This window comes from Actinomycetospora cinnamomea (assembly GCF_003096675.1).
Classification (GTDB): domain Bacteria; phylum Actinomycetota; class Actinomycetes; order Mycobacteriales; family Pseudonocardiaceae; genus Actinomycetospora; species Actinomycetospora cinnamomea.
On record NZ_QEKW01000001.1, the window covers coordinates 60,592 to 79,939 of the forward strand.

Sequence of the window (19,348 nt, forward strand, 5' to 3'; positions counted from 1 at the left end):
CCCAGCGCACAGGGAGCGCCCCCATGACGCAGAGCCCCAGCACCGCCACCAGCTCCGGCTCCGGCCCCGAGGCCTCGAGCGGGGCCACCGCCCCGTCGACCGGGCGGACCGGGAGCCCCAGCACCCCGGCCCGGCTGGCCGACGACACGGGCCAGGGCAAGACCACCATCGCCTCCGGCGTGGTCCAGAAGATCGCCGGCATCGCCGCCCGCGACGTGTCGGGCGTCTACTCCATGGGCGGCGGCGTCTCGCGTGCGTTCGGCGCGATCCGCGAGCGCATCCCCGGCGGCAGCGGCACCTCGCAGGCCGCGGGCGTCCAGGTCGAGGTCGGCGAGAAGCAGGCCGCGATCGACCTCGACATCATCGTCGAGTACGGCGCCGGCATCGTCGAGCTCGCCCGTGCCGTGCGCCGCAACGTCATCGCCGCCGTCGAGCAGATGACCGGCCTCGAGGTCATCGAGGTCAACATCGCCGTCAACGACATCCACATGCCGGGCGAGGACACCGCCGACGAGACGGCGCAGTCCCAGCCGACCACGCGCGTCGAGTGAGCAGGCCCGACCCGGCCCGGGCCGGCGGGGCCCGGACGGGACACCCGGCGGAGGGGAGCCGGACCGGGGCGGGCGGCTCCGCCGTCGGGCCCGGTACCCCCGAGGCGCCCGGCCTCGGCCCGCTGCCCGAGCGGGTCGCCGCGGCGCTGCTGGCACACCCGGCGGTGGCCGCCCTGTCCGGTGGCCCCTTCGGCACGGTCGCCAGCTACCTGCCCGGGCGCCGGCTCGTCGGGGTCGCGCTCGGCGGCCCGGACGAGCCCGCCCGGATCGGGGTCGTCCTGCGCTTCGGCGCCCCGATCGAGGCGACGGCCGCCGAGCTGCGACGCATCGTCGCGGCGGCGTCCGGCGCCCGCCGGGTCGACGTCGTCGTCACGGACCTGGAGATGCCGGTATGAGCAGCCCGTCACCCGACGCCGCACGGGCGGCGCTGCGGGCCTTCGTCCGCACGCACCACCCCGACGTCGGGGGCGACCCGGTCGCGTTCCGCGAGGGCCTGGCGGAGCTCCGGGCAGCGCTGGGTGTCCTCGCGACGGCGCCGTCCGGGCGGGCCGGGGGGTCCTGGCCGGCGCCGGACGACCCCCGGCTCGACGCGCCGGTCGTCGCCGTGTCCGACCGTCACCTGGCCCGGCTCGGACGCCTCGGGAGGCGGCTCGCCCGGCGGTACGACCCCCGGCGCGGGTCCGCCCGCGTGCAGTAGCACCCCGCCCCGCCGCTCGGCGGAGCACACGAACGACGTGGAGGTAGTGGTCATGAGCGCCACCCGTACCGGCATGTTCGTCGGCCTCATCCTGGGACTGGCCGCCGTCATCGGCGGCCTGACAGGCTTCTTCATCGCCCTCGTTCTCGGCGTCCTGGGCTTCGTCGTGGGCCGGGTGCTCGACGGCGAGCTCGACGTCAACCAGTTCGTCGGGCGCGGCCGCGACCGATGAGCACCCCCACCGAACCGGTCGCGCGCCCGGGGACGGTGCCGCTGGCCGAGCGGACGTCCCCGGCGTCCGGCACGCCCGCCGCCGGGGATCACGACGAGGCCGCCGAGCGCGGGCGTCTCGACGTCGCGCTGTCGGTGGTCCGCAAGATCGCGGAGTACGCGGCCGACCACACCGCGGGCACGGTGCGCACCCAGCGCCGCCTGGCCGGGCTCGACCTCGGCGAGGCCGGGGCCAGCGCCAAGGTCTCCGGCTACGGCGAGCAGGTCGACGTCCGCCTCGAGGTGCCGCTGGCCTACCCCGCGCGGATCACCGAGACCGCCGCCGCGGTCCGCGACCACGTCCGCGAGCGCGTCCAGGCCCTCACGCCCTACCGGGTGCGCTCGCTGGACCTGAGCGTCTCCGCGCTGACCGACCCCACCTCCCGGAGGGACTGACGACGTGCGCCTGCTACTGCGCGTCCTCGCGCCGCTGCTCGGCCTCGCGCTGGCCGTGGTCGGCCTCGCGATCGTGGTCGAGACGGTCACGCTCTGGGTCGCGCCCGCCTCCAGCCCGCTGATCGTGCCGTGGCCCTCGTGGCGCACCGCGATCGAGGGCCTGACCTGGCAGTCCGGCGTCGTGCGCGGCGTCGCCATCGGGGTAGGCGTCGTCGGGCTGCTCGTGCTGCTGCTCGGGCTCGTCGCCCGCCGCCACGACGTCTACCTCGCCGACCCGGTCCCCGAGGTCACCGTCACCACCTCCCCGCGCTCGCTGGCCCGCGCCGTCGGGCACGAGGTGCGCTCGCACGAGGACGTCGTGTCGGCCTCGGTGGTGGCGACGACGAAGAGGATCACCGTCAAGGCCTCGACGCTCGACCCCGCCGACACGGTCCGCGACGCCGTCCGGGCCCGGGTCGACGAGCTCCTGGGCCGCCTGCCGCTGGCGCGGCGCCCGCGCGTCGCCGTGTCGGTCACCACCACCAAGGGGGTCAAGTGAGCCGCCGCTCGCGTGCCGCCGTCGCCCGTTCCGCGGGCGGCGACCGCACCCTCACGGTCGTCCTCGGGCTCGTCCTCGTCGCCGCAGCGGTCCTCGCGCTGCTGGTCGGCTACGGCGTGTTCGGTGTCTTCCGCGCCCAGCGCCCGTTGATCGACCCCCTGCTCGTCGAGTGGGTCACGGCCCACACCGGCGCGACTCGGTGGATCGCCGTCGGGATCGGCGTCGTGCTGTTCCTGCTCGGGCTCTGGTGGACGCTGCGCTCGCTGCGCCCCGAGCCGCGCCCCGACGTCTCGCTCTCGGAGGTCCCCGGCGAGCGCCTGACCGTCGAGCACTCCGCGATCTGCGACGCCGTGCGCGCGGACGCCGAGACGATCGACGGCGTCAGCCGCGCCCGCGTGCGCCTCGTCGGCGGCCCGCAGCGGCCGGCGCTGCGCATCGCGCTGACCCTCGTCGAGGGCACCGACGTCCGGGACGTGTGGGCCGACCTCGACGGCCGGGTGCTCGCCCGCGCCCGCGAGGCGTTCTCCGTCTCGGCCCTGCCCACGGCGGTGCGCCTGGAGCTCGACGCCACCTCGGCCCCGACCCCGGCGCGGGTGGAGTGACCTGTCGCTCGACCGTCAGGCCTCGACGAACCGTCCGATGGTGTGGTCCGGCTCGATACCTCGCAGGTGCTCACGGAAGATCCGGTAGTAGGCGAGTTCCTCGCGGGTGCGCAGCGGCGGGTCGACGGCGTCCCGCTCCTGCTCGAGCTCCTCCTCGGTCACCGTGCGCCCGAAGTGGTCGGAGAGCACGTCCTTCATGCCCGTGCCCTGGCCGAACTGCTGCTTGCCGCGCCAGAGCAGGTCGTCCGGGAGCCAGCCCTCGAAGGCGCGCCGCAGGAGCCACTTCTCGGCCCGGTCCTCGCGCGTGAGCTTCCAGTCCGGGGGCAACGCGAGCGCCAGATCGACGACGTCGAGGTCGAGGAAGGGGATCCTGGCCTCGATGCCGTTCGCGCTCGTCACCCGGTCGACACGCTGGAGCCCCAGGTTGTGCAGTCCGCGGATCGTCTCGAGCAGTTCCTCACGGAGCGCTTCCCCGGTCTCGATCTCCGCGTAGTGGGAGTACCCGGCGAAGAGCTCGTCCGCCCCCTCCCCGATCAGGACCGCCTTGACGTCATCGCGCGCGAGCGTGGCCACGAGGTGGTTCGGCACCGCGCTGTGGATCAGCATCGGATCGAAGGACTCGAGCATCCAGATGACGTCCGGGACGAGCTCGATCGCCTCCTCGGCCGTGTAGACGCGCTCGTGGTGGTGGCTGCCGATGTGGTCGGCCACGCGACGGGCGGCGAGGAGGTCGGGGCTGTCGCTCAGCCCGGCGGCGAAGGTGTGGAAGGTCCCGCCTCGGGCACGGACGGCGTTCGCGGCGACCGCGCAGATGACGCTCGAGTCCAGGCCTCCGGACAGGAACGCGCCCACCGGCACGTCGGCGCGCAACGCGGTCTCGACGGCCCGGACCACCGAGTCGCGGATGGCGTCGAACACCCACAGCGGTGGGTCCTCGTCGGACGCGCGGCTGCGCATCAGCGCCGTCGGCCCCGAGAGGGAGGAACTCCACTCGCACAGGCCGTCCCGCGGCGTCCAGGCCTGACCCGTCGGGAAGGGCTCGACCTCGGGGCGCCAGTCCTCGTCGAAGGCCTTGAGCTCCGAGGCGAAGAGGACGGTGCCGTCCCGGCGGGCCCAGTAGAGCGGCGCCACGCCCAGCGTGTCGCGGATGGCCGCGAAGCGCCCGTCCTCGCCGGCCACGGCGAACGCGAAGGTGCCCCACAGTCGCTGAGCCCCTTCGAGGCCGTCGCGGTCGAACAGGCGGAGGGCGGCCTCGTGATCGGAGCCGGTACGGAAGTGTTGCTCGCCCAGATCGGCACGCAGGCGTCGGTGGTTGTAGATCTCGCCGTCGCCGACGAGCCAGACGTCACCGGCGTCGTTCGCGAGCGGCTGGCCGCCGCCCTCGGGGTCGACGACCGCGAGGCGGCGATGCCCGAGCCATGCGTCGCCGACCTGGCGTGAGCCCTCGCCGTCCGGACCGCGGTGGGCGAGCCGCTCGAGCATGCGCCGCCCGAGACGGGGGTCGAAGGGGCCGTAGGCGGCGACGATGCCGGACATGGGGAAGCCTCCTGCTCGAGCGACGGCCTCGGTGGACCGAGCGCTGCAAGAGGGTGGGTACCCGCGACGGGCGGCGCGATCACCGAGCCGTCAGAACCTCGGTGAGGTCGAAGCGCACCGGCCGCTCGAGCTGGGAGAACGTGCACGACGCCGGGTCCCGATCGGGGCGCCAGCGCTTGAACTGCGCGGTGTGCCGGAACCGCACGCCCTCCATGTGGTCGTAGCGCACCTCCACCACGCGCTCGGGGCGCAGCGGCACGAACGACAGGTCCTTCTGGTTGTTCCAGCGGCTGTGCTCGGCCTCGCGAGGGGTGCGGGTGCCCTCCTCCTGCGCCGCCCAGGCCCAGGGGTGGCCCTCGAAGGAGGTCACCAGCGGCTGCAGCTCGGCGAAGAGCTCGCGGCGCTTCGCCATCGGGAACGCGCCGATGACGCCGACGCTCTGCAGCGTCCCGTCCTCGGAGTACAGCCCCAGCAGCAGCGAGCCCAGGGCGTCGGGACCCGACTTGTGCACCCGGTAGCCCGCGACCACGCAGTCGGCGGTCCGCTCGTGCTTGACCTTGCTCATCACCCGCTTGTCGGGCTGGTAGGTCAGGTCCGCGCGCTTGGCGACGAGCCCGTCGAGGCCCGCGCCCTCGAAACGGTCGAACCAGTCGCGGGCGGTGTCGAGGTCCTCGGTCATCGGCGTGAGGTGCACGTCGGGGCGCGAGAGGCCTCCGACGAGGTCGGCGAGGCGCTCACGGCGCTCGCTGAAGGGCCGCCCGGTGAGGTCCTCGTCGTCGACGGCGAGCAGGTCGAACGCGACGAAGTGAGCCGGTGTCTCCGCGGCCAGCTTGCGTACGCGCGAGGCGGCGGGGTGCACGCGCTGCAGGAGCGCCTCGAAGTCCAGCCCCGTGCCCTCGGCATCGACGACGACGATCTCCCCGTCGACGACGCACCGCGGCGGCAGCGCGTCCCGGAACGCGTCGACCAGCTCCGGGAAGTAGCGGGTCATCGGCCGCTCGTTGCGGCTGCCGATCTCCACCTCGTCGCCGTCACGGAAGATCACCGAGCGGAAGCCGTCCCACTTGGGCTCGTAGCGCTGCCCCGCGGGGATGTCCGGGACGGCCTTGGCCAGCATCGGGGCGACGGGTGGCATCACGGGCAGGTCCACGCGCGCATCATGCCGCGTGGGCGCAGGATGTCGACCGCGCGCGTCGACCCGGGTCGAGCCCTGCTGCGTCCTCCCGCCGTCCTCCCGCAGTCCTCCCGCCGTCCTCCCGCCGTCCTCCCGCCGTCCTCCCGCCCCCTCACGCGCGCCAGCGCCGCCGGCCGTCAGACTCCCCCGGTCCGCGGTCCCCGTCCCGTCCCAGGAGCTCGTGTGCCCCGACCGACGACCCGCGCCGGCCGGGCCTCCGTCGCGCTCGTGCTCGGCGCCGTCCTCCTGCTCGCAGGGTGCGCGGTGGGACCGTCGCAGCGCCCACCGGTGGCGACGCGGGTCGACGGTCCGGTGCTGCCGGCCCCGGAGCCGGAGACCGCGGCGCCAGGGCCCGCCCCGTCCCTGCTGCCGCCGTGGGCGCCGGTGCCGTCGGCGCCGGTCGGCTTCGCCGACTGCACCGCCGAGATCCGGGCGACGTACGGGACCGCGCTGCCGGCGGGGCGCGACCTGCGCTTCGGCTGCCAGAGCGTGCCGGTCGGGGGACGCGGCGGCTCGTCGCGCGCCGAGGTCGGCGTGCTGCAGGTGACGCTCGGGCCGGTGCCCCCGGGCGGACCGGTGCCGGTCGCCGTGGTCGGCGAGGCCGGCGGGCCGACCGGGGCGGAGCACGCCACCCGTCTCGCGGCGACGGCCCCGGAGGCGGTGCTCGCGGGTACCGCGCTCTACGGCGTCGACCTGCGCGGCACGGGCAACTCCGAGCCGGTCGACTGCATCACCCCGACCACGCGCGAGGCGCTGGTCGACGCCGACCCGCTGGCCACCGAGCCGGCCGCGCTCGACCAGCTGCGCGAGGCGGCGGCCACCGCGGCGCGCACATGCACCCAGGTGCTCGAGACCGCGCTCACCGACTACCGCACCGAGGTCCACGCCGAGGACCTCGAGGAGGTCCGCACCACCCTCGGCGCCGACCGGCTGCACGTCGTCGGGATCGGGGACGGCGGCGGCGTCGTGGCGTCGTGGGCCCGGCGGTACCCGTCGTCGGTGGGCCGCACCGTGATCGACGGCGCCGCCGACCCGACCACCTCGTTCTCCCAACGCGGCCGCGAACGCGCGGCGGCCGCCCGCGAGGCGCTCACCGCGTTCGCCGCCGACTGCACCGCCCGCCCGGACTGCCCGCTCGGGCCCGACCCGGCCGGCGCGCTGACCGGCATCCTCACCAACCTGCGGGCGGCGCCCCTCGTCGCCCCGGGCGGGCGCACGGTCACCGACGGGACCGCCATGCGGGCGGTCGTCACCGGGCTCGCCGAGCCCCGCCGCTGGCCCGAGCTCGCGTCGGCGGTCGCGGCCGCCGGCGAGGGCGATCCGGAGGGCGTGCTCGGGCTGCTCACCCGCCTGGAGGTCGACGGCGGGGGCTTCGACGCCGGGGTGCTCCTGACGTGCAACGACACCCTGGAGCGCCCCACCCTGGACCAGGTCGCCCTCGACGCCGCGCAGGCCCGCGCGGCGGAGCCGCTGTTCGGGGCCTACTTCGCCCACGACGCGCTGGTGTGCGGGTCGTGGCCCGTTCCCACCGCGACCCCGGACCCGGGTCCGGCCGTCGGGCCGCCGCCGCTCGTCGTGGCCACGCGCGGCGACCCGGTGACGCCGCTGCCGGGCACCGAGCGGGTGGCCACCCAGCTCGGGTCGGCGAGCCTCGTCGCGTGGCTCGGCGCCGGGCACGGCGCGTTCCCCGCGACGCCGTGTGTCCGCGACGCCGTCGGCGCCTACCTGCGCGACGGCGCCCTGCCCCCGCCGGGGCTGGTCTGTCCTCCGTGAGGGGCGGCGTCACCGCGCTCCCCGACCTCGTCAGTAGCCTGCTCGCCGTGCCGCTGCCCCGCCTCGTCGATGCCGTGCTCGACCGACTGGTCGTCCCCGGCTACTCCCGCCTGGGCTACGCGGCACGGCGCGCCGGCTTCCGGGCCCTGCCGGCGGGCGGCATGGCCGGGCGCACCGTGATCGTGACCGGCGCGAGCAGCGGGCTCGGCGCGGCGACGGTGCGGGGGCTGGCCGGTCTCGGCGCGCGGGTCGAGATGGTCGTGCGCGACCGCGAGCGGGGCGAGCGGGCCCGCGAGGCCGTGCTCGCCGAGCACCCGGGCGCGGCGGTCGAGGTGGCGGTCTGCGACGTGTCGTCGCTGGCCGACGTCCGCCGCTACGCCGCCGAGGTGCGCGACCGCGAGGCCGCGGTGCACGGGCTGGTGCACAACGCCGGCGTCCTGGCGACCGAGCGCACCGAGACCGCGGAGGGCCACGAGGTCACGCTCGCCACCCACGTGCTCGGGCCGTTCCTGCTCACCCGCGAGCTGCGCCCCGTGCTGCGCGCCGGCGCCGGCCCGACCGCCCCGTCGCGGGTCGTGTTCGTCTCCTCGGGCGGCATGTACACCGCGCCGCTGCGCCTCGACGACCCCGAGTCGCGGGAGGGCGACTGGTCGGGCGGGGCGGTGTACGCGCGGACCAGGCGGATGCAGGTGGTGCTCGCCGAGCTGCTCGCCGACGATCTGGCCGGTGACGGCATCGTCGTGCACAGCATGCACCCGGGCTGGGCCGACACCCCCGGCGTCGCGCGCTCGCTGCCCGGCTTCCACCGCGTCACCGGTCCTCTGCTGCGCACCGACGAGCAGGGCGCGGACACCGTCGTCTGGCTGCAGGCGGCCGCCGAGCCCGGCCACAGCACGGGGGTCTTCTGGCACGACCGGGCCCCGCGGCCCACCCACTGGCTGCCGCGCGCCGCCGAGAGCCCCCAGGCCCGGGCGGCGCTGTGGACCCTGTGCGTCTCCGACACGGCACACCGATAGGGCGACGGCGTCATGACCGACTCCCGTCCCACCTCCCGTCCCACCTGGAAGCGCCGCGGCCTCGACGAGGTGCGCACCGAGGCGCCGACGTCCGCGGCCGTGCTCACCCCGGAGCGCCGGACCCTGCAGGACACGGCGCGCGCGTTCGCTATGGAGGAGGTCCTGCCCGTCGCCGACGCGCTCGACCCGCGCCGCGAACCTGCTGGCGCGTACGCGCCCGCCGCGCGAGGGCGAGAGCCGGTCGGACGGCCTCGAGCTCTTCCTGGTGCCCAAGGAACGGGGCCGGTTCCCCGACGGCGTCACGGGCACGCCATCGACAAGATCGGCTACTTCGGCCTGACGACCTGGGAGCTGCACCTCGACGGCCTGCGCCTGCCCGCCGACGCGCTGCAGGACACCGGGCAGGCCGAGGGTCAGGGCTTCAAGGACAGCCTGCGGTGGCTGGGCACCGCCCGCGTGCAGATGGCGGCGCGGGCGGTGGGCGCTCGCGCGCGGGCGCTCGAGGACGCGGTGGCCTACAGCCGCCGGCGCGAGCAGTTCGGCCACCCGATCGCCGACCAGCAGGCCCTGCGCCACAAGCTCGCCGACTTGGCCGCGGCCGTCGACGCCGCGCGGACGCTGTGGTGGCACGCGGCGTGGCTGCTCGACGAGGGCCTGCCCGGCGGGGACGTCGCCGCGTCGTCGGCCAAGCTCGTCGCGTCGGAGACGGCGGAGCGCGTGACCAGCGACGCCCTGCAGGTCTTCGGCGGCAACGGTTACACCACCGAGCCACTCGGTGGAGCGCTACTGGCGCGACGCCCGCCTCACGACGATCTTCGAGGGCACCTCGGAGATCCAACGAAAGATCATCTCCGACGCCCTGTTGGGCTAGCGGCCGGCCGGGGGAGACGCATTCGCCCGGGTGGCGGTGCGTGTCGGCGTCGTCGCTGACCGTTCACCCGCCGATCGTGCCCAACGGACCGCTCGCGCCGTCGACCGTCGACCTCGCGGTATCGAGCGCTCACGGTGGGCATGCGTGCCGGGACGTGACCAGGGGTGCAGGACGCCGCCCGATGGTCCGGGGAAGCGGAGAGGCCCGGGACGAGACCGGGGGCGGGGGACGGAATGACGGACGCGGTGGAGTTCGCGCGGGCGGTGCACCCGGCGCGGGCGGACGAGGCGGCGCGGATGCGCCACGAGGCACGGGACTGGCTGGCCGGGCTCGAGCTCGACCAGGACGCGCGCGAGCGGGTGCTGATCGCGGTGTCCGAGGCCGTCGAGAACGCGGTCGAGCACGCGTACCCCGGTGACGCCGAGGGCACGGTCGAGCTGACGTTGTGGTGCGAGGCGGACTCGGTCAACGTGCGGGTCACCGACCACGGCACCTGGAGCGAGGGCTCCGCACCGGCGGCGCCCGGCTCGCACGCGGCCCGTGGACGGGGCTTCGTGCTCATGCAGCGCAGCGTGGACAGCGTGGCCATCCGGCACACGCGGACCGGGACGACGGTGGCCCTGCGCCAGCAGCGGGGAATCGAGGCCGGGTAGGGGCCGGCTAGTCGGGCGCCGGGTCCGGCACGACGGCCAGGCCCGCGAGGAGCTGGTCGAACAGGACGAGCAGCTCCGCGCGCAGGGCCGCGTGCTGCTCCGGGGACGCCTGGCCGAGCAGCTGGCCGGCGCTCGACAGCATCCCCAGCACGACGGTGGGGTGCGACACCCCCGGCGGCCGGGCGAGGTAGCCCTCGCGGGCGAGGCCGTCGAGGACGCGGGCGATGAAGGCGTAGCCGTAGTCGGCCTCGCACTCGCGCCAGCGCTCCCACCCCAGCGCCAACGGGCCGTCCCGGAACACGATGCGTCCGTAGGTGGGTTCGGTGCAGGCGTCGAGGAACGTGCGCAGGGCCGCCCGGGCGCCGGCGAGGTGGTTGGGCGCGCCGTCGAGGGCGGCGCCCAGGCGCTCGTGGACCTCGGCCTCCCGGGCCGAGAAGACGGCCTCGAACAGGGCCGCCTTGCCGGCGAAGTGGTGGTAGACCGCGCCCTTGGTCATGCCGGCGACCGCGGCCACGTCGTCGATCGACGTCCCGGCGAAGCCCCGCTCGGCGAAGAGGGCCGTGGCCGCCTCGACCAGACCCGAGCGCGTCGCGGCCGTCGCCTCGGCGCGCGGGGAGGTCAGACGGGGCACGGGGGAAGGGTAGGTGACGGGGGCGGGGTGCCGGAGGCCTCAGACGCGGGCGGTCGGGATCGCGGCGGCGGCCATGGCCGCGAGGGCGGCGGGGGTGGTCGCCCGCGGCCGCGGGGCGGGCACCACCGGGGCGGGCACCGCCGGTACGGGCCGATGGGGGACGAGGCCGCGGTAGGCCGCGGGCGGCGGATAGCCCCACGGCGTCCAGGTGTGGGCGTCACCCACGTGGCCGGCGGTCACGGCCACGGCCGCGTGGTGGGCGGCGTGGGCCCAGGTCGGCTCCAGCTCGGCGAGGTCGACGAGCCCGGCCGGCGGCTGCCACGGGACGGGAGCCGTCCAGCGCACGCGGTGGAGGTCGGCGGCGGGGTGCGGGGCGGGGCGCATGTCCCTGGGACGGCACGGCGCCCGCCGGTGGGTCCCGTCGTTCTCTGGCGGTTCCGTGAGAGAGGCCCACCCTCAGCGTTCGCAGCTCATCACCGATCGTCGCCGGGAGATGTCTCGTCGGGCTCGACGTTCTCCCGCGCCTGGCGGGCACCCGGAGCCCGTTCCTCCTCGTAGATCTCCTCGGCGCGCTCGACCTCGTCCTGCGCCTGCCGGGCGGCCGGGGCCCGTTCCTCCTCGTAGATCTCCTCGGCGCGGTCGACGTTCTCCTGCGCCTGCCGGGCGGCCGGGGCCCGTTCCTCCTCGTAGATCTCCTCGGCGCGACGGGCGTTCTCCTGCGCGTGCTGTGCGGCGCGGGGCGCCTCCGGTTCGGTCATCGGCCCTCCTCGAACGACGAGACCGGGTTACCCCGTGGGGGCCGGGCGCGATGCCGGGACGACGGGGCCGCCTCACCCTTCCTGCGCCACGAACACGTCGTCGACGTGCACCAGCACCGCGACGGGTTCCAGTCCCGTGTGGGCGCGGATGCCCGCTTCCACCGTCGCCCGGATGCGCGCCCCCAGGGCCACGAGGTCCTCGCCGAGGTCGGCCGCGAGGGTGATCGCCACGACCGTCGAGCTGCCGACCACCCCGGCCGTCACCTCGGGCCCGCCGTCGAGGCTGGTCTCCGGGCCGTGGCCGGCCGCCACGAGGCGGCTCACCGCCACCCGTACCCCCGGCACCCGGGAGGCGAGGTGGCGGGCCAGCGCCACGACCACCCGCGCGCTGATCCGGGTCCGGCCGCGCGGGCCCTCGATCCGCCCGTACTCCGGGTCCGACGCGATCCCCCGGATGCTGCGCAGCGCCTCGTCCAGCAGCCCCTCCGGGGCCCGCGGGCGGTGGGCCGACACGGCCCGCACCGGCGCCCAGAGCCGGTCGAACTCGGCGAGCGCGGCCTGGCAGTGCGGGCAGTCGCGCTGGTGGGCGTCGAGCCGGCTCCCGGCCCCCTCGGCGACCTGCGCCACGAGGGCGTCCGTGTCGCGCCCGCAGGCCAGCCGCCTCCCGGTCACGGCGTCGGGGGTGCGCTCCTGGGTCATGTCCAGTCCTTCATCTCCGACATCAGCGTGGCGCGTGCCCGGGCCAGACGGCCCCGGACCGTAGCCTCCGTCGTCTTCGTGACCGCCGCTGCCTGGCGGTACGACAGTCCCTCGAGCTGCACCAGCACGAGCGGCACGCGCTGCTCGTCCGGCAGGGAGCTGATCGCCGCCAGCCCGGCCCGCAGCTCCTCCCCCGCCAGCACGCGCCGCTCCGGACCGGGCACGCCCGGGTGGGTGGTGTCGTCGAGGTCCCGGTGGGGGCGCTGGGCGCGGCGGTGGTTGAGGCACCGGTTGACCACCACGCGGTACAGCCACGTCGTGAACGCCGCGCTGCCGCCGAAGCCCGACAAGGCCGTCCAGAGCTGGATGACGACGTCCTGCGCGACGTCGTCGGCGTCGGCGGCGTTGCCGAGCATCCGCAGGGCGATGCGGTAGATCCGGTCCCGGTGCCGGCGGACCAGCTCCTCGTAGGCGCTCCGGTCGCCCTCGCGCGCCCGGCGCACGAGCCAGCGATCGGCCTGGTCGTCGGTCCCCGGCGAGGGGTCGTCAGGGCCGTGTTCTCGACCCTCGGTGGTCACCCGGGCAGCCTCCCACGATTCGGTCGTGCACGACCGATCGACGTCGCCGCCGGTGGCGACCGTCGCAGGCCATCATCCCGGCCGGGGTGGCCCGCGTCCCACGACGCGCCCGTCGGGTCGCAGCACGGCCGTTCGTGGGGCAGGAGCCCGCGGATCACGCGCTTCCGCCGCGCGGCCGGACGCCGACGCGAGGGGCACGTCCGGCAGCCCCGATGCCCGGTGGATCATGCCCGACGTGCCTCTCGCGGGCCGGACGCCCGTGGCCCGGCGGGCGCCGCGCCCGGAGCGCCCCTAGCGTCGCTGGCCGTGGAGCCCCTCGCCCCGACCGGTGTCCCCGGACCGGCGGTGCCCGCCGGTCACGTCGAGCCCTGCCCGCGGCGGGTGCGCGCCCGTCTCGACGGGCGGGTCGTGGTCGACACCACGGACGCGCGCTACCTGTGGGAGCACCCCTGGTACCCGCGCTGGACGATCCCGGTGTCCGACGTCGACCCGGCGGTGCTGGTCGAGGACACCACCACGCGGACCGACGCGCACGGCAGCGTCCGCGACGTCGTCCTGCGCGGGGCCGCCGGCGACCGGCTTGCCGGGCACCGCTGGGTCGACGGTCCCCTGGCCGGCACCGTCGCCCTGCGGTGGGACGCGCTCGACGCGTGGTTCGAGGAGGACGAGCAGGTCCGTGGGCACCCGCGCAGCCCCTACGTGCGGGTGGACGCGCTGCGCTCGCGACGTCACGTGCGGGTCGAGCTCGACGGGGTGGTGCTCGCGGAGTCCGACGCGCCGGTGCTGCTGTTCGAGACCGGGCTGCCGACGCGGGCCTACCTCGACCCCACCGCCGTCGACGCCTCCCGCCTCGAGCCCTCGGACACCGTCACCGCCTGCCCCTACAAGGGCGTGACCAGCCGCTACTGGTCCGTGCGGACCCCGGTGGGCCGCTACGAGGACCTCGCCTGGTGCTACGACCATCCCGCCCCGGCCGTCGCCCGCATCGCCGGTCTCGTGGCGTTCTACGACGAGCGGGTGGACGTGGTCGTCGACGGCGTGACCCGTCCGAGGCCGCGGACGCACCTGGCGTGAGCTCACGGGCAGCGGGCGAGCAACCAGGCGACGATCTCCTCCCCCGCCCGCAGTCCGGTCCCTGCGGTGACGGCGACGTGGTCGGCGCGCCAGCCCGCGGCGTGCAGGCGCCCGTCCACCGGCTGGATGCCGGCGTCGGCGGCGCGGAGCAGGTCGGCGTCGAGCGGGGAGTCGCCCGCGGCCAGGAGGCGGGTCGACCCGAGCCGGCGGCGGACCTCGTCGACCGCGCGGCCCTTGCCCAGACCCCGGGGCAGGACGTGCACCTCGGTCCCGTGCACGACGACCCGCCAGCCCCGGGCGTCGCACTCCGCCGCCAGTCCGGTGTGCCACGCGGCGGGCGCCGGGGCCCGCACCACGAGCAGCGCGCCGTCGACGTCGCGGACCGGCCCCGCCGCCCCGGGCGGCAGGCACGCGAGGTGCCGCGCGAGGACGTCGGCGACCTCCGCCCTAGGCGCCGCGTCAGCGAGGAGGCGTTCGATCCACGCCGCCCACGCCGGATCGGGGACCCCGTCGACGAGCAGCACCCCGCCGCACGCGGCCACGACGTACCGCGGGGCGACCCCGAGGCGACGCCCGAGATCGAGGCGCGCGTACTGCGCCGTCGACCGCGTCGTGGCCGGCACCCACACCGCCCGGCGGTCGAGCGCGGCGAGCGCGGCGGCGGTGCGGGGGGTCAGCATCGCGGTCGGCACGCCCGCGCGCCCTCCAGGCAGAGGGCGGACCGCGGATCGACGGGCCCCGCGGCCCGCGCGGAGTGCACGACCGTCCGGTCGAGGTCCGTCGCGACGAGGGCGGTCACGGGCGCCACGGACGCAGGACGCCCACGCAGCGGTACGGGGACGCGAGACCCGCGCACGGGTCCGGGAGCTCGCGGACCGGGACATCCCGCTCGCGGCACAGCACCCGCACCGGGTCGAGGTGGGCGCCGGCGTCGCGCGCGAGGAGCACCACGGCGGGGTCGCGGCGCAGCAGGGCCCGCAACGTCTCCCCCGCACCGGCCCGGAGCCGCCCGCCACCGAGCGGGCCCAGCTCGCGCGCCAGCGCGGCGAGGTAGCACGCACCGCGCCGGTCCGGCTCCCGCCCCGGACCGGCCGTCGGGGCGCTCGCGGGGAACCGGGCGCTGACGGCGTCGAGGAAGGCCCCGGTGCGGTCCTGCTCGGCGAGCTCCGCGTGGTACTTCGCGCCGTGCCACGCGCCGGGTGCGAGCAGGTCCGCGCGGGCCACCGTGCGCGAGACCAGCCCGCACACCGTGGCGTTGAGGCACGCCTGGGGCACCAGGAGGTCCGCCCGCGTGCCGTACAGCGCGGTGGCGTGGGCGGGGTCGGCGAGGACCGCGACGGTGGGGTCGACCCGGTGGCCCGTCGCGCGCGCGTGCCGGGCGAGGTCGCCGGCCACCTCGTCGACGATGCCGCCCGTACCCGTCCAGCCGTCGACGAGCACGAGCGAGGCCGGGTCGTGGGCGGCGGTGAGCGCGTCCAGCGCCGCCCGGTCGAGGCCGCGACCGCGCAGGACGCTCATCGCGTAGTGCGGCAGCGCGACGCCCCGCACGCGCGACGCCCACCGCCGCACCAGCACCGCGACCGGCGTCCCCGCGCGCGCCAGCGACAGGAGGACCGCGCCGGCGCCGTGCCGGGCGAGGATCCGGTCGGCCAGGACCCCGACCGCCGCGGCCACCGCGTCGGCGCCCTCGGCGAGGACCCGGTCGACCACCTCCGCGTACGCCCGGCTCGGCGCCGTCTCGTGCGGCAGGGTCTCGGCGTAGTGCGCGCGACCGCTGCCGAGCGCCTCCTCGCGCCGGGCCCGCGACGTCTCGAGGGCGAGGCCCGAGAGGTCGCTGAGCAACCAGCCCACCTCGTCCGGGGCGAACGTCCCGAACTCCGGCGCGCGCCGCGCCGCCACCGCGCGCGGACGCCCGCACGGCGCCCGGCACGGCACCACCGCCTCGATCACCCGCCCGCACACGGCGCCCAACGCGGCGAGCAGCCCGTCGGGACGGCGCAGGGCCGGGGTCCGGGCGACGCCGTCGACGACGAGCACGACGGTGTCGAAGTGGCCCGCGCCCGGCGCACCGAGACCGTAGGCGTAGCGCTCCGGGGCGTGGCCGAACGCCGTGTCGTGCGCGGCGAAAGCCAGCGCCGAACGCACCGGGTACCCCGGGAGGTCCCGCGCCACGAGCGGGGAGCGGCTGGTGGCGCCCACGGCGACGTCCAGCCCGCGGCCGGCGAGCGCCTCGGCGAGGCGCACGGGCAGGTGGTGCAGCTCCTCGGTGCCCAGCACGAGCACGCGGCCGGGCGCGGGTCCGAGGGCGTCCTCCACCGCCGCGGCGGCGCCGGGCACGGCGGCGTCGAGCGCCGCGCGGCCAGGGCGGTCGAGGCCGTGCCGCGCACCCTCCGACGCCCCGTCGAGGCCGAGGTGGACGGTGACCGGGGTCGCCGACCGGACCGCCGGACGGTCGGCCGTGTCCGGGATCCGCGCCAGGAGGCGGGCTGCGCGGTCGAGCACGTCCGCGGGCGGGACGAGGGCCGCCCGCGACAGGGCGACGACGTCGACCCGCACCCCCAGCTCGCGCGCCGCCTCGGCGAGCGCGACGTCCGGTCCCCGCAGGTCGGCGAGGGTGGCCACGACGTAGCGCCCGCGCGGGAGCACCGCGTGGAGGGCGTGCACCGTCGCCGCCGCCGTCCGGCCCGTGGACAGCTCGTCGTCGACGAGCACCAGGGGCCGGTCGGGCGTCCAGCGCCCCGGGTCGTCGGGCAGGAGCACGTGACGCGGGGCGTGGCTGTGCTCCTCGTCGACGGCGGCGAGGACCTGCGCGCCGGGCACGATCCGGCGGGTGGTGTGCACGACGTGCTCGGCGTCGAGGTCCTCGGCCAGGAGGTGGGCCAGGGCCGTCGCGTTCTCGGCGTACCCGAGCACGATCGGGTCGCCGCGGACCCCCGAGCCCGTGGCCAGGCAGTGCGCGACACGGCGGGCCAGGGCCACCGCCGCCGCGCGCACCCGGCCGGGGTCGGCGGGGACGTGCTTGCCCAGCAGCGGGGAGACCGGCAGGTGGGCGCGACGCGGGTTGCGGCGCAGCGCGAGGCCCACCACCGCCCGCACCGGCTCGGCCTCCTCGTCCGGCCCGAGCTCGAGACCGAGGGCCTGCTGGACGACCTCGCCGGTCCACGGCTCGTCGATCACATGCCCTTGATGCCAGAGCGGGCGACGGAGCACCACAGCTCGGCGGTCGCCCGATCGCGCCACCGGCGCGCTGTCGAGCGCGACACGCCGGGGAGCACGAGCCCATCAGGGTGATCTCCCGGCCGAGGTGTCGCGTGGAGATCACCCGGAGGGTAGACAGTCGGGCCGACGCAGACGGGGGGACCGATGTCGTACGCCGCGACCATCGCGCGCGAGCCCGCACGCCGTCGGACACTCCTGCGCACGACGGGCTCCGTCATCACGACCGTGCTGTGCGCCGGCGCCCTGATGCTGCTCCTCGAGATCGAGGTCGCCGAGCCCGCGGCGCGGCCGGCCGCCACGGCGGCGCCCGAGGTCGTGCCGTTGCCCTACGGCGGCCAGCTCGACCGGCCGGACCCGGGTGACCTCGTCGGCCCGGGTGGCGCGCTGGGGCTCGGTCTGCTCGCCCTCGGCCTGCTCAACGCGCTGGTGTTCGCCGGCGCGGCGACGCTGGACGTGGTGCGGGCGCCCTCCCCCGCCGAGACCCGGCACCGGCTGCGCCACCGCACCGCGCCCGGTGCCGTGCCCGGCGGCCGGCGGGAGGTCGAGCGGACGGTCGTGGCGGCCCCCGCAGCCCCGGCCGCCTCGGACGGGCCGGTGGTCGGCGACCTCCCGGCGCTCCGCAGCGCACCGGGCCGCCCCGCCGCGGGGACCACCTACGCTCCGATCCCGATCCCCCGCGCTCCGGTGGACCCCGTGCCGGAGCCCCGGCCCGTCATCGAGGTCGCCCCGGAGCCGGAGCCGGAACCGGCTGCCGAGGTCGCCCCGGAACCGGACGCGGCACCGGCGGCCGGAGCCGCCCCGGAGCCGGCGCCGGCACCCACCCCGGAGCCGGAGCCGGAGCCGGAGCCGATGCCGGAGCCGCTGCCGGACCCGGTCGCGGAGCCCGCCCCGGAGCCAGAGCCGGAGCCGGCCGCCGCGGCCCTGCCGGACCCGGTGCCCGAGCCCGCGCCCGCTGCTCCGCGCCGTCCCTCCCCCGTGCCGCGTGACGGCGGCGACGGCCGGCCCGCACCCGCGACCCGTCGCGGCACGGGGCCCTGGGGCTGGCGCCCCGCGCGCCCGGACCCGGTGCCGTGGCGCAACCCGCTGCCGGTGCCGGCCCTCGCGGGCTGATCAGCGGGCGAGCGCGTCCTCGACGGTGCGGGTGAACGCGGCGAACACCGGCCCGGCCGGCGGCAGCACCTGGGTGACGAGCACCGCCGCGAGGTCGTGGTCGGGCCACGAGTACCAGAGCGTGCCGAGGCCGCCCGCCCAGCCGTACCGCGGGCCGGCGGCCGTGTCGGCCACGCCCATGCCGTGGCCCCAGCCGCCGCCGTCGAGGAACGGCGCGGCCGCCGGTGCGGCGCGCTGGGTCGGGGTCAGGTGGTCGGCCGTCATCGTCGCGACCGCGGCGGGGTCGAGCAGTCCCGCGCCCCCGTCGAGAAGCATCCCCGCGAACCGCAGCAGGTCCTCGGCGGTGCCGACCAGCCCGCTGCGGCCGTCGGGGAAGGTCGGCGGCGCCAGCCACCGGCTGTCGGCGACGCCGTCGAAGAGGTCGAGGCGGCCGTCCTCGCCGCGCGCGAACGAGGGGACGAGTCGGGTGGGGTCGGCGACGAAACCGGTGGCGGCCATCCCGAGCCGGGCGAGGAGCGCCTCGACCAGCAGGTCGCCGAGCGGGCGCTCGCCGGCCCGCGCGACCAGCACCCCGAGCACCGCTGCGGAGAGCTCGTAGCGCCAGGTCGTGCCGGGCTGGTCGAGCAGGGGCAGCGTCCCCAGCCTCGTGATCCACGCGTCGGGCGGCGGCGGTCCCTGCGGGTCGGGCGGGCCGAAGCCGAGGCCGAGGGCGGCTGCGCGGTCGAGCGTCGGGCAGGGGCCCTCCACGACGAACCCGGAGCCCATCCGTAGCGTCAGGAGGTCCTCGACCGTGATCGGTCGCTGGGCCGGGACGGTGTCGTCCGGGTCGGCGAGGCGGCGCAGCACCCGGGGTTCCGCGAGTTCGGGCAGGAGCCGGTCGACCGGTTCGTCGAGGGTCAGCACGCCCTCGCCGACCAGGCGCAGCGCCAGGGCGGCCACGATCGGCTTCGTGTTCGAGCTGAGCCGGACGACGGCGTCGGGGCGCAGCGGGGTGTCGCCGCCGGGCGTGGTGGCGCCGCGCGCGGCGAGGGTGGTCCGCCCTCGGTGCCGCACGCCGACGACCGCGCCGGGGACGACCCCCTCGGCGACGAGATCGTCGATCCCGTCGATGACCTCGTCGGCGTCCACGCGACCTCCGGGCGGGTCAGGCGGTCAGGTCGTCCCGACCCTGCCACCCGTCGCGACGGGTCGCAGCGGCCGGG

23 protein-coding genes are annotated in these 19,348 nt (G+C 77.0%); 13 read left to right on the forward strand and 10 right to left on the reverse strand.

Translation table 11 applies throughout. The features are described 5' to 3' along the window. Window positions 1-23 precede the first annotated feature (23 nt). The 7 genes from C8D89_RS00305 to C8D89_RS00335 are packed head-to-tail and all read left to right on the forward strand — an operon-like array spanning window position 24 to window position 3,054. The gene (locus tag C8D89_RS00305) at window positions 24-551 is read left to right on the forward strand and encodes an Asp23/Gls24 family envelope stress response protein (protein WP_116706106.1); all 528 of its coding nucleotides are present in this window, start codon (window positions 24-26) and stop codon (window positions 549-551) included. After that, window positions 548-946 (forward strand): hypothetical protein, encoded by a 399-nt coding sequence (locus C8D89_RS00310; RefSeq protein WP_243417645.1) that lies wholly within the window; start codon window positions 548-550, stop codon window positions 944-946. Before C8D89_RS00305 ends, C8D89_RS00310 begins: the two co-directional genes overlap by 4 nt. Further along, window positions 943-1,248 (forward strand): hypothetical protein, encoded by a 306-nt coding sequence (locus C8D89_RS29650; protein ID WP_207787060.1) that lies wholly within the window; start codon window positions 943-945, stop codon window positions 1,246-1,248. The genes C8D89_RS00310 and C8D89_RS29650 overlap by 4 nt, the downstream gene beginning before the upstream one ends. Before the next feature lie 52 nt (window positions 1,249-1,300). Next, window positions 1,301-1,480: a hypothetical protein gene (locus C8D89_RS00320; RefSeq protein ID WP_116706803.1), complete on the forward strand. Its 180-nt coding sequence runs from the start codon at window positions 1,301-1,303 to the stop codon at window positions 1,478-1,480. Further along, complete coding sequence (locus tag C8D89_RS00325) at window positions 1,477-1,914, forward strand: Asp23/Gls24 family envelope stress response protein (RefSeq protein WP_116706107.1); 438 nt, start codon at window positions 1,477-1,479, stop codon at window positions 1,912-1,914. The genes C8D89_RS00320 and C8D89_RS00325 overlap by 4 nt, the downstream gene beginning before the upstream one ends. 4 nt (window positions 1,915-1,918) lie before the next feature. After that, window positions 1,919-2,452 (forward strand): DUF6286 domain-containing protein, encoded by a 534-nt coding sequence (locus C8D89_RS00330; protein WP_116706108.1) that lies wholly within the window; start codon window positions 1,919-1,921, stop codon window positions 2,450-2,452. Further along, window positions 2,449-3,054: an Asp23/Gls24 family envelope stress response protein gene (locus C8D89_RS00335; protein WP_116706109.1), complete on the forward strand. Its 606-nt coding sequence runs from the start codon at window positions 2,449-2,451 to the stop codon at window positions 3,052-3,054. Before C8D89_RS00330 ends, C8D89_RS00335 begins: the two co-directional genes overlap by 4 nt. Before the next feature lie 15 nt (window positions 3,055-3,069). Here the strand turns inward: C8D89_RS00335 and asnB are convergent, their stop codons facing one another. Together asnB and C8D89_RS00345 are read right to left on the reverse strand one after the other, a co-directional pair. Continuing rightward, complete coding sequence (gene asnB / locus C8D89_RS00340) at window positions 3,070-4,590, reverse strand: asparagine synthase (glutamine-hydrolyzing) (protein ID WP_207786982.1); 1,521 nt, start codon at window positions 4,588-4,590, stop codon at window positions 3,070-3,072. Between the two features lie 79 nt (window positions 4,591-4,669). Then, window positions 4,670-5,740 (reverse strand): ATP-dependent DNA ligase, encoded by a 1,071-nt coding sequence (locus C8D89_RS00345; RefSeq protein ID WP_116706110.1) that lies wholly within the window; start codon window positions 5,738-5,740, stop codon window positions 4,670-4,672. A 207-nt stretch (window positions 5,741-5,947) separates the two neighbouring features. Here C8D89_RS00345 and C8D89_RS00350 point away from each other — a divergent pair, with 207 nt between their 5' ends. The 4 genes from C8D89_RS00350 to C8D89_RS00365 all read left to right on the forward strand — a co-directional run bounded on the left by C8D89_RS00350 (window position 5,948) and on the right by C8D89_RS00365 (window position 10,077). After that, window positions 5,948-7,537: an alpha/beta hydrolase gene (locus C8D89_RS00350; RefSeq protein WP_165825483.1), complete on the forward strand. Its 1,590-nt coding sequence runs from the start codon at window positions 5,948-5,950 to the stop codon at window positions 7,535-7,537. A 53-nt stretch (window positions 7,538-7,590) separates the two neighbouring features. Beyond that, window positions 7,591-8,553, forward strand: coding sequence for an SDR family NAD(P)-dependent oxidoreductase (locus tag C8D89_RS00355; RefSeq protein ID WP_207787020.1), 963 nt, complete (start codon window positions 7,591-7,593; stop codon window positions 8,551-8,553). Between the two features lie 12 nt (window positions 8,554-8,565). Then, the gene (locus C8D89_RS00360; RefSeq protein ID WP_207786983.1) at window positions 8,566-9,483 is read left to right on the forward strand and encodes an acyl-CoA dehydrogenase family protein; all 918 of its coding nucleotides are present in this window, start codon (window positions 8,566-8,568) and stop codon (window positions 9,481-9,483) included. A gap of 174 nt (window positions 9,484-9,657) precedes the next feature. Beyond that, window positions 9,658-10,077: an ATP-binding protein gene (locus C8D89_RS00365; protein ID WP_116706112.1), complete on the forward strand. Its 420-nt coding sequence runs from the start codon at window positions 9,658-9,660 to the stop codon at window positions 10,075-10,077. A gap of 7 nt (window positions 10,078-10,084) precedes the next feature. On the opposite strand, the gene C8D89_RS00370 is transcribed toward C8D89_RS00365, so the two are convergent. From C8D89_RS00370 to C8D89_RS00390, 5 genes are all read right to left on the reverse strand, one after another. Next, the gene (locus C8D89_RS00370; RefSeq protein WP_116706113.1) at window positions 10,085-10,708 is read right to left on the reverse strand and encodes a TetR/AcrR family transcriptional regulator; all 624 of its coding nucleotides are present in this window, start codon (window positions 10,706-10,708) and stop codon (window positions 10,085-10,087) included. A gap of 39 nt (window positions 10,709-10,747) precedes the next feature. Next, window positions 10,748-11,092: a hypothetical protein gene (locus C8D89_RS00375; RefSeq protein WP_116706114.1), complete on the reverse strand. Its 345-nt coding sequence runs from the start codon at window positions 11,090-11,092 to the stop codon at window positions 10,748-10,750. A gap of 89 nt (window positions 11,093-11,181) precedes the next feature. After that, window positions 11,182-11,466, reverse strand: coding sequence for a hypothetical protein (locus C8D89_RS00380; protein WP_116706115.1), 285 nt, complete (start codon window positions 11,464-11,466; stop codon window positions 11,182-11,184). Window positions 11,467-11,538: 72 nt separating this feature from the next. Further along, on the reverse strand, window positions 11,539-12,165 hold the full coding sequence (locus C8D89_RS00385; protein ID WP_116706116.1) for an Asp23/Gls24 family envelope stress response protein: 627 nt from the start codon (window positions 12,163-12,165) through the stop codon (window positions 11,539-11,541). After that, complete coding sequence (locus C8D89_RS00390; protein WP_116706117.1) at window positions 12,162-12,743, reverse strand: RNA polymerase sigma factor; 582 nt, start codon at window positions 12,741-12,743, stop codon at window positions 12,162-12,164. The genes C8D89_RS00385 and C8D89_RS00390 overlap by 4 nt, the downstream gene beginning before the upstream one ends. Window positions 12,744-13,049: 306 nt before the next feature. Between C8D89_RS00390 and C8D89_RS00395 the strand changes: the two genes are divergently transcribed. Continuing rightward, complete coding sequence (locus C8D89_RS00395) at window positions 13,050-13,817, forward strand: DUF427 domain-containing protein (protein ID WP_116706118.1); 768 nt, start codon at window positions 13,050-13,052, stop codon at window positions 13,815-13,817. Window positions 13,818-13,819: 2 nt separating this feature from the next. Here C8D89_RS00395 and C8D89_RS00400 read toward each other — a convergent pair whose 3' ends face one another. Then, window positions 13,820-14,509, reverse strand: a complete 690-nt coding sequence (locus C8D89_RS00400; protein WP_207786984.1) for a Cof-type HAD-IIB family hydrolase — start codon at window positions 14,507-14,509, stop codon at window positions 13,820-13,822. Window positions 14,510-14,612: 103 nt separating this feature from the next. After that, window positions 14,613-16,994, reverse strand: a complete 2,382-nt coding sequence (locus C8D89_RS00405) for a phosphoribosyltransferase domain-containing protein (RefSeq protein WP_165825484.1) — start codon at window positions 16,992-16,994, stop codon at window positions 14,613-14,615. A gap of 186 nt (window positions 16,995-17,180) precedes the next feature. Here C8D89_RS00405 and C8D89_RS00410 point away from each other — a divergent pair, with 186 nt between their 5' ends. Then, on the forward strand, window positions 17,181-18,146 hold the full coding sequence (locus C8D89_RS00410) for a hypothetical protein (protein ID WP_116706120.1): 966 nt from the start codon (window positions 17,181-17,183) through the stop codon (window positions 18,144-18,146). On the opposite strand, the gene C8D89_RS00415 is transcribed toward C8D89_RS00410, so the two are convergent. Further along, a complete protein-coding gene (locus C8D89_RS00415; protein ID WP_116706121.1) occupies window positions 18,147-19,274 on the reverse strand; it encodes a serine hydrolase domain-containing protein in 1,128 nt (375 codons plus the stop codon). Window positions 19,275-19,348 lie beyond the last annotated feature (74 nt).

Bases quoted from the DNA above. Each gene is read 5' to 3' on its own strand.
- C8D89_RS00375 (WP_116706114.1), bottom strand. From the start codon at position 11,092: ATGCGCCCCGCCCCGCACCCCGCCGCCGACCTCCACCGCGTGCGCTGG.
- C8D89_RS00325 (WP_116706107.1), top strand. From the start codon at position 1,477: ATGAGCACCCCCACCGAACCGGTCGCGCGCCCGGGGACGGTGCCGCTG.
- C8D89_RS00365 (WP_116706112.1), top strand. From the start codon at position 9,658: ATGACGGACGCGGTGGAGTTCGCGCGGGCGGTGCACCCGGCGCGGGCG.
- C8D89_RS00410 (WP_116706120.1), top strand. From the start codon at position 17,181: ATGTCGTACGCCGCGACCATCGCGCGCGAGCCCGCACGCCGTCGGACA.
- C8D89_RS00305 (WP_116706106.1), top strand. From the start codon at position 24: ATGACGCAGAGCCCCAGCACCGCCACCAGCTCCGGCTCCGGCCCCGAG.
- C8D89_RS00385 (WP_116706116.1), bottom strand. From the start codon at position 12,165: ATGACCCAGGAGCGCACCCCCGACGCCGTGACCGGGAGGCGGCTGGCC.
- C8D89_RS00380 (WP_116706115.1), bottom strand. From the start codon at position 11,466: ATGACCGAACCGGAGGCGCCCCGCGCCGCACAGCACGCGCAGGAGAAC.
- C8D89_RS29650 (WP_207787060.1), top strand. From the start codon at position 943: ATGAGCAGCCCGTCACCCGACGCCGCACGGGCGGCGCTGCGGGCCTTC.
- C8D89_RS00360 (WP_207786983.1), top strand. From the start codon at position 8,566: ATGACCGACTCCCGTCCCACCTCCCGTCCCACCTGGAAGCGCCGCGGC.
- asnB (WP_207786982.1), bottom strand. From the start codon at position 4,590: ATGTCCGGCATCGTCGCCGCCTACGGCCCCTTCGACCCCCGTCTCGGG.
- C8D89_RS00320 (WP_116706803.1), top strand. From the start codon at position 1,301: ATGAGCGCCACCCGTACCGGCATGTTCGTCGGCCTCATCCTGGGACTG.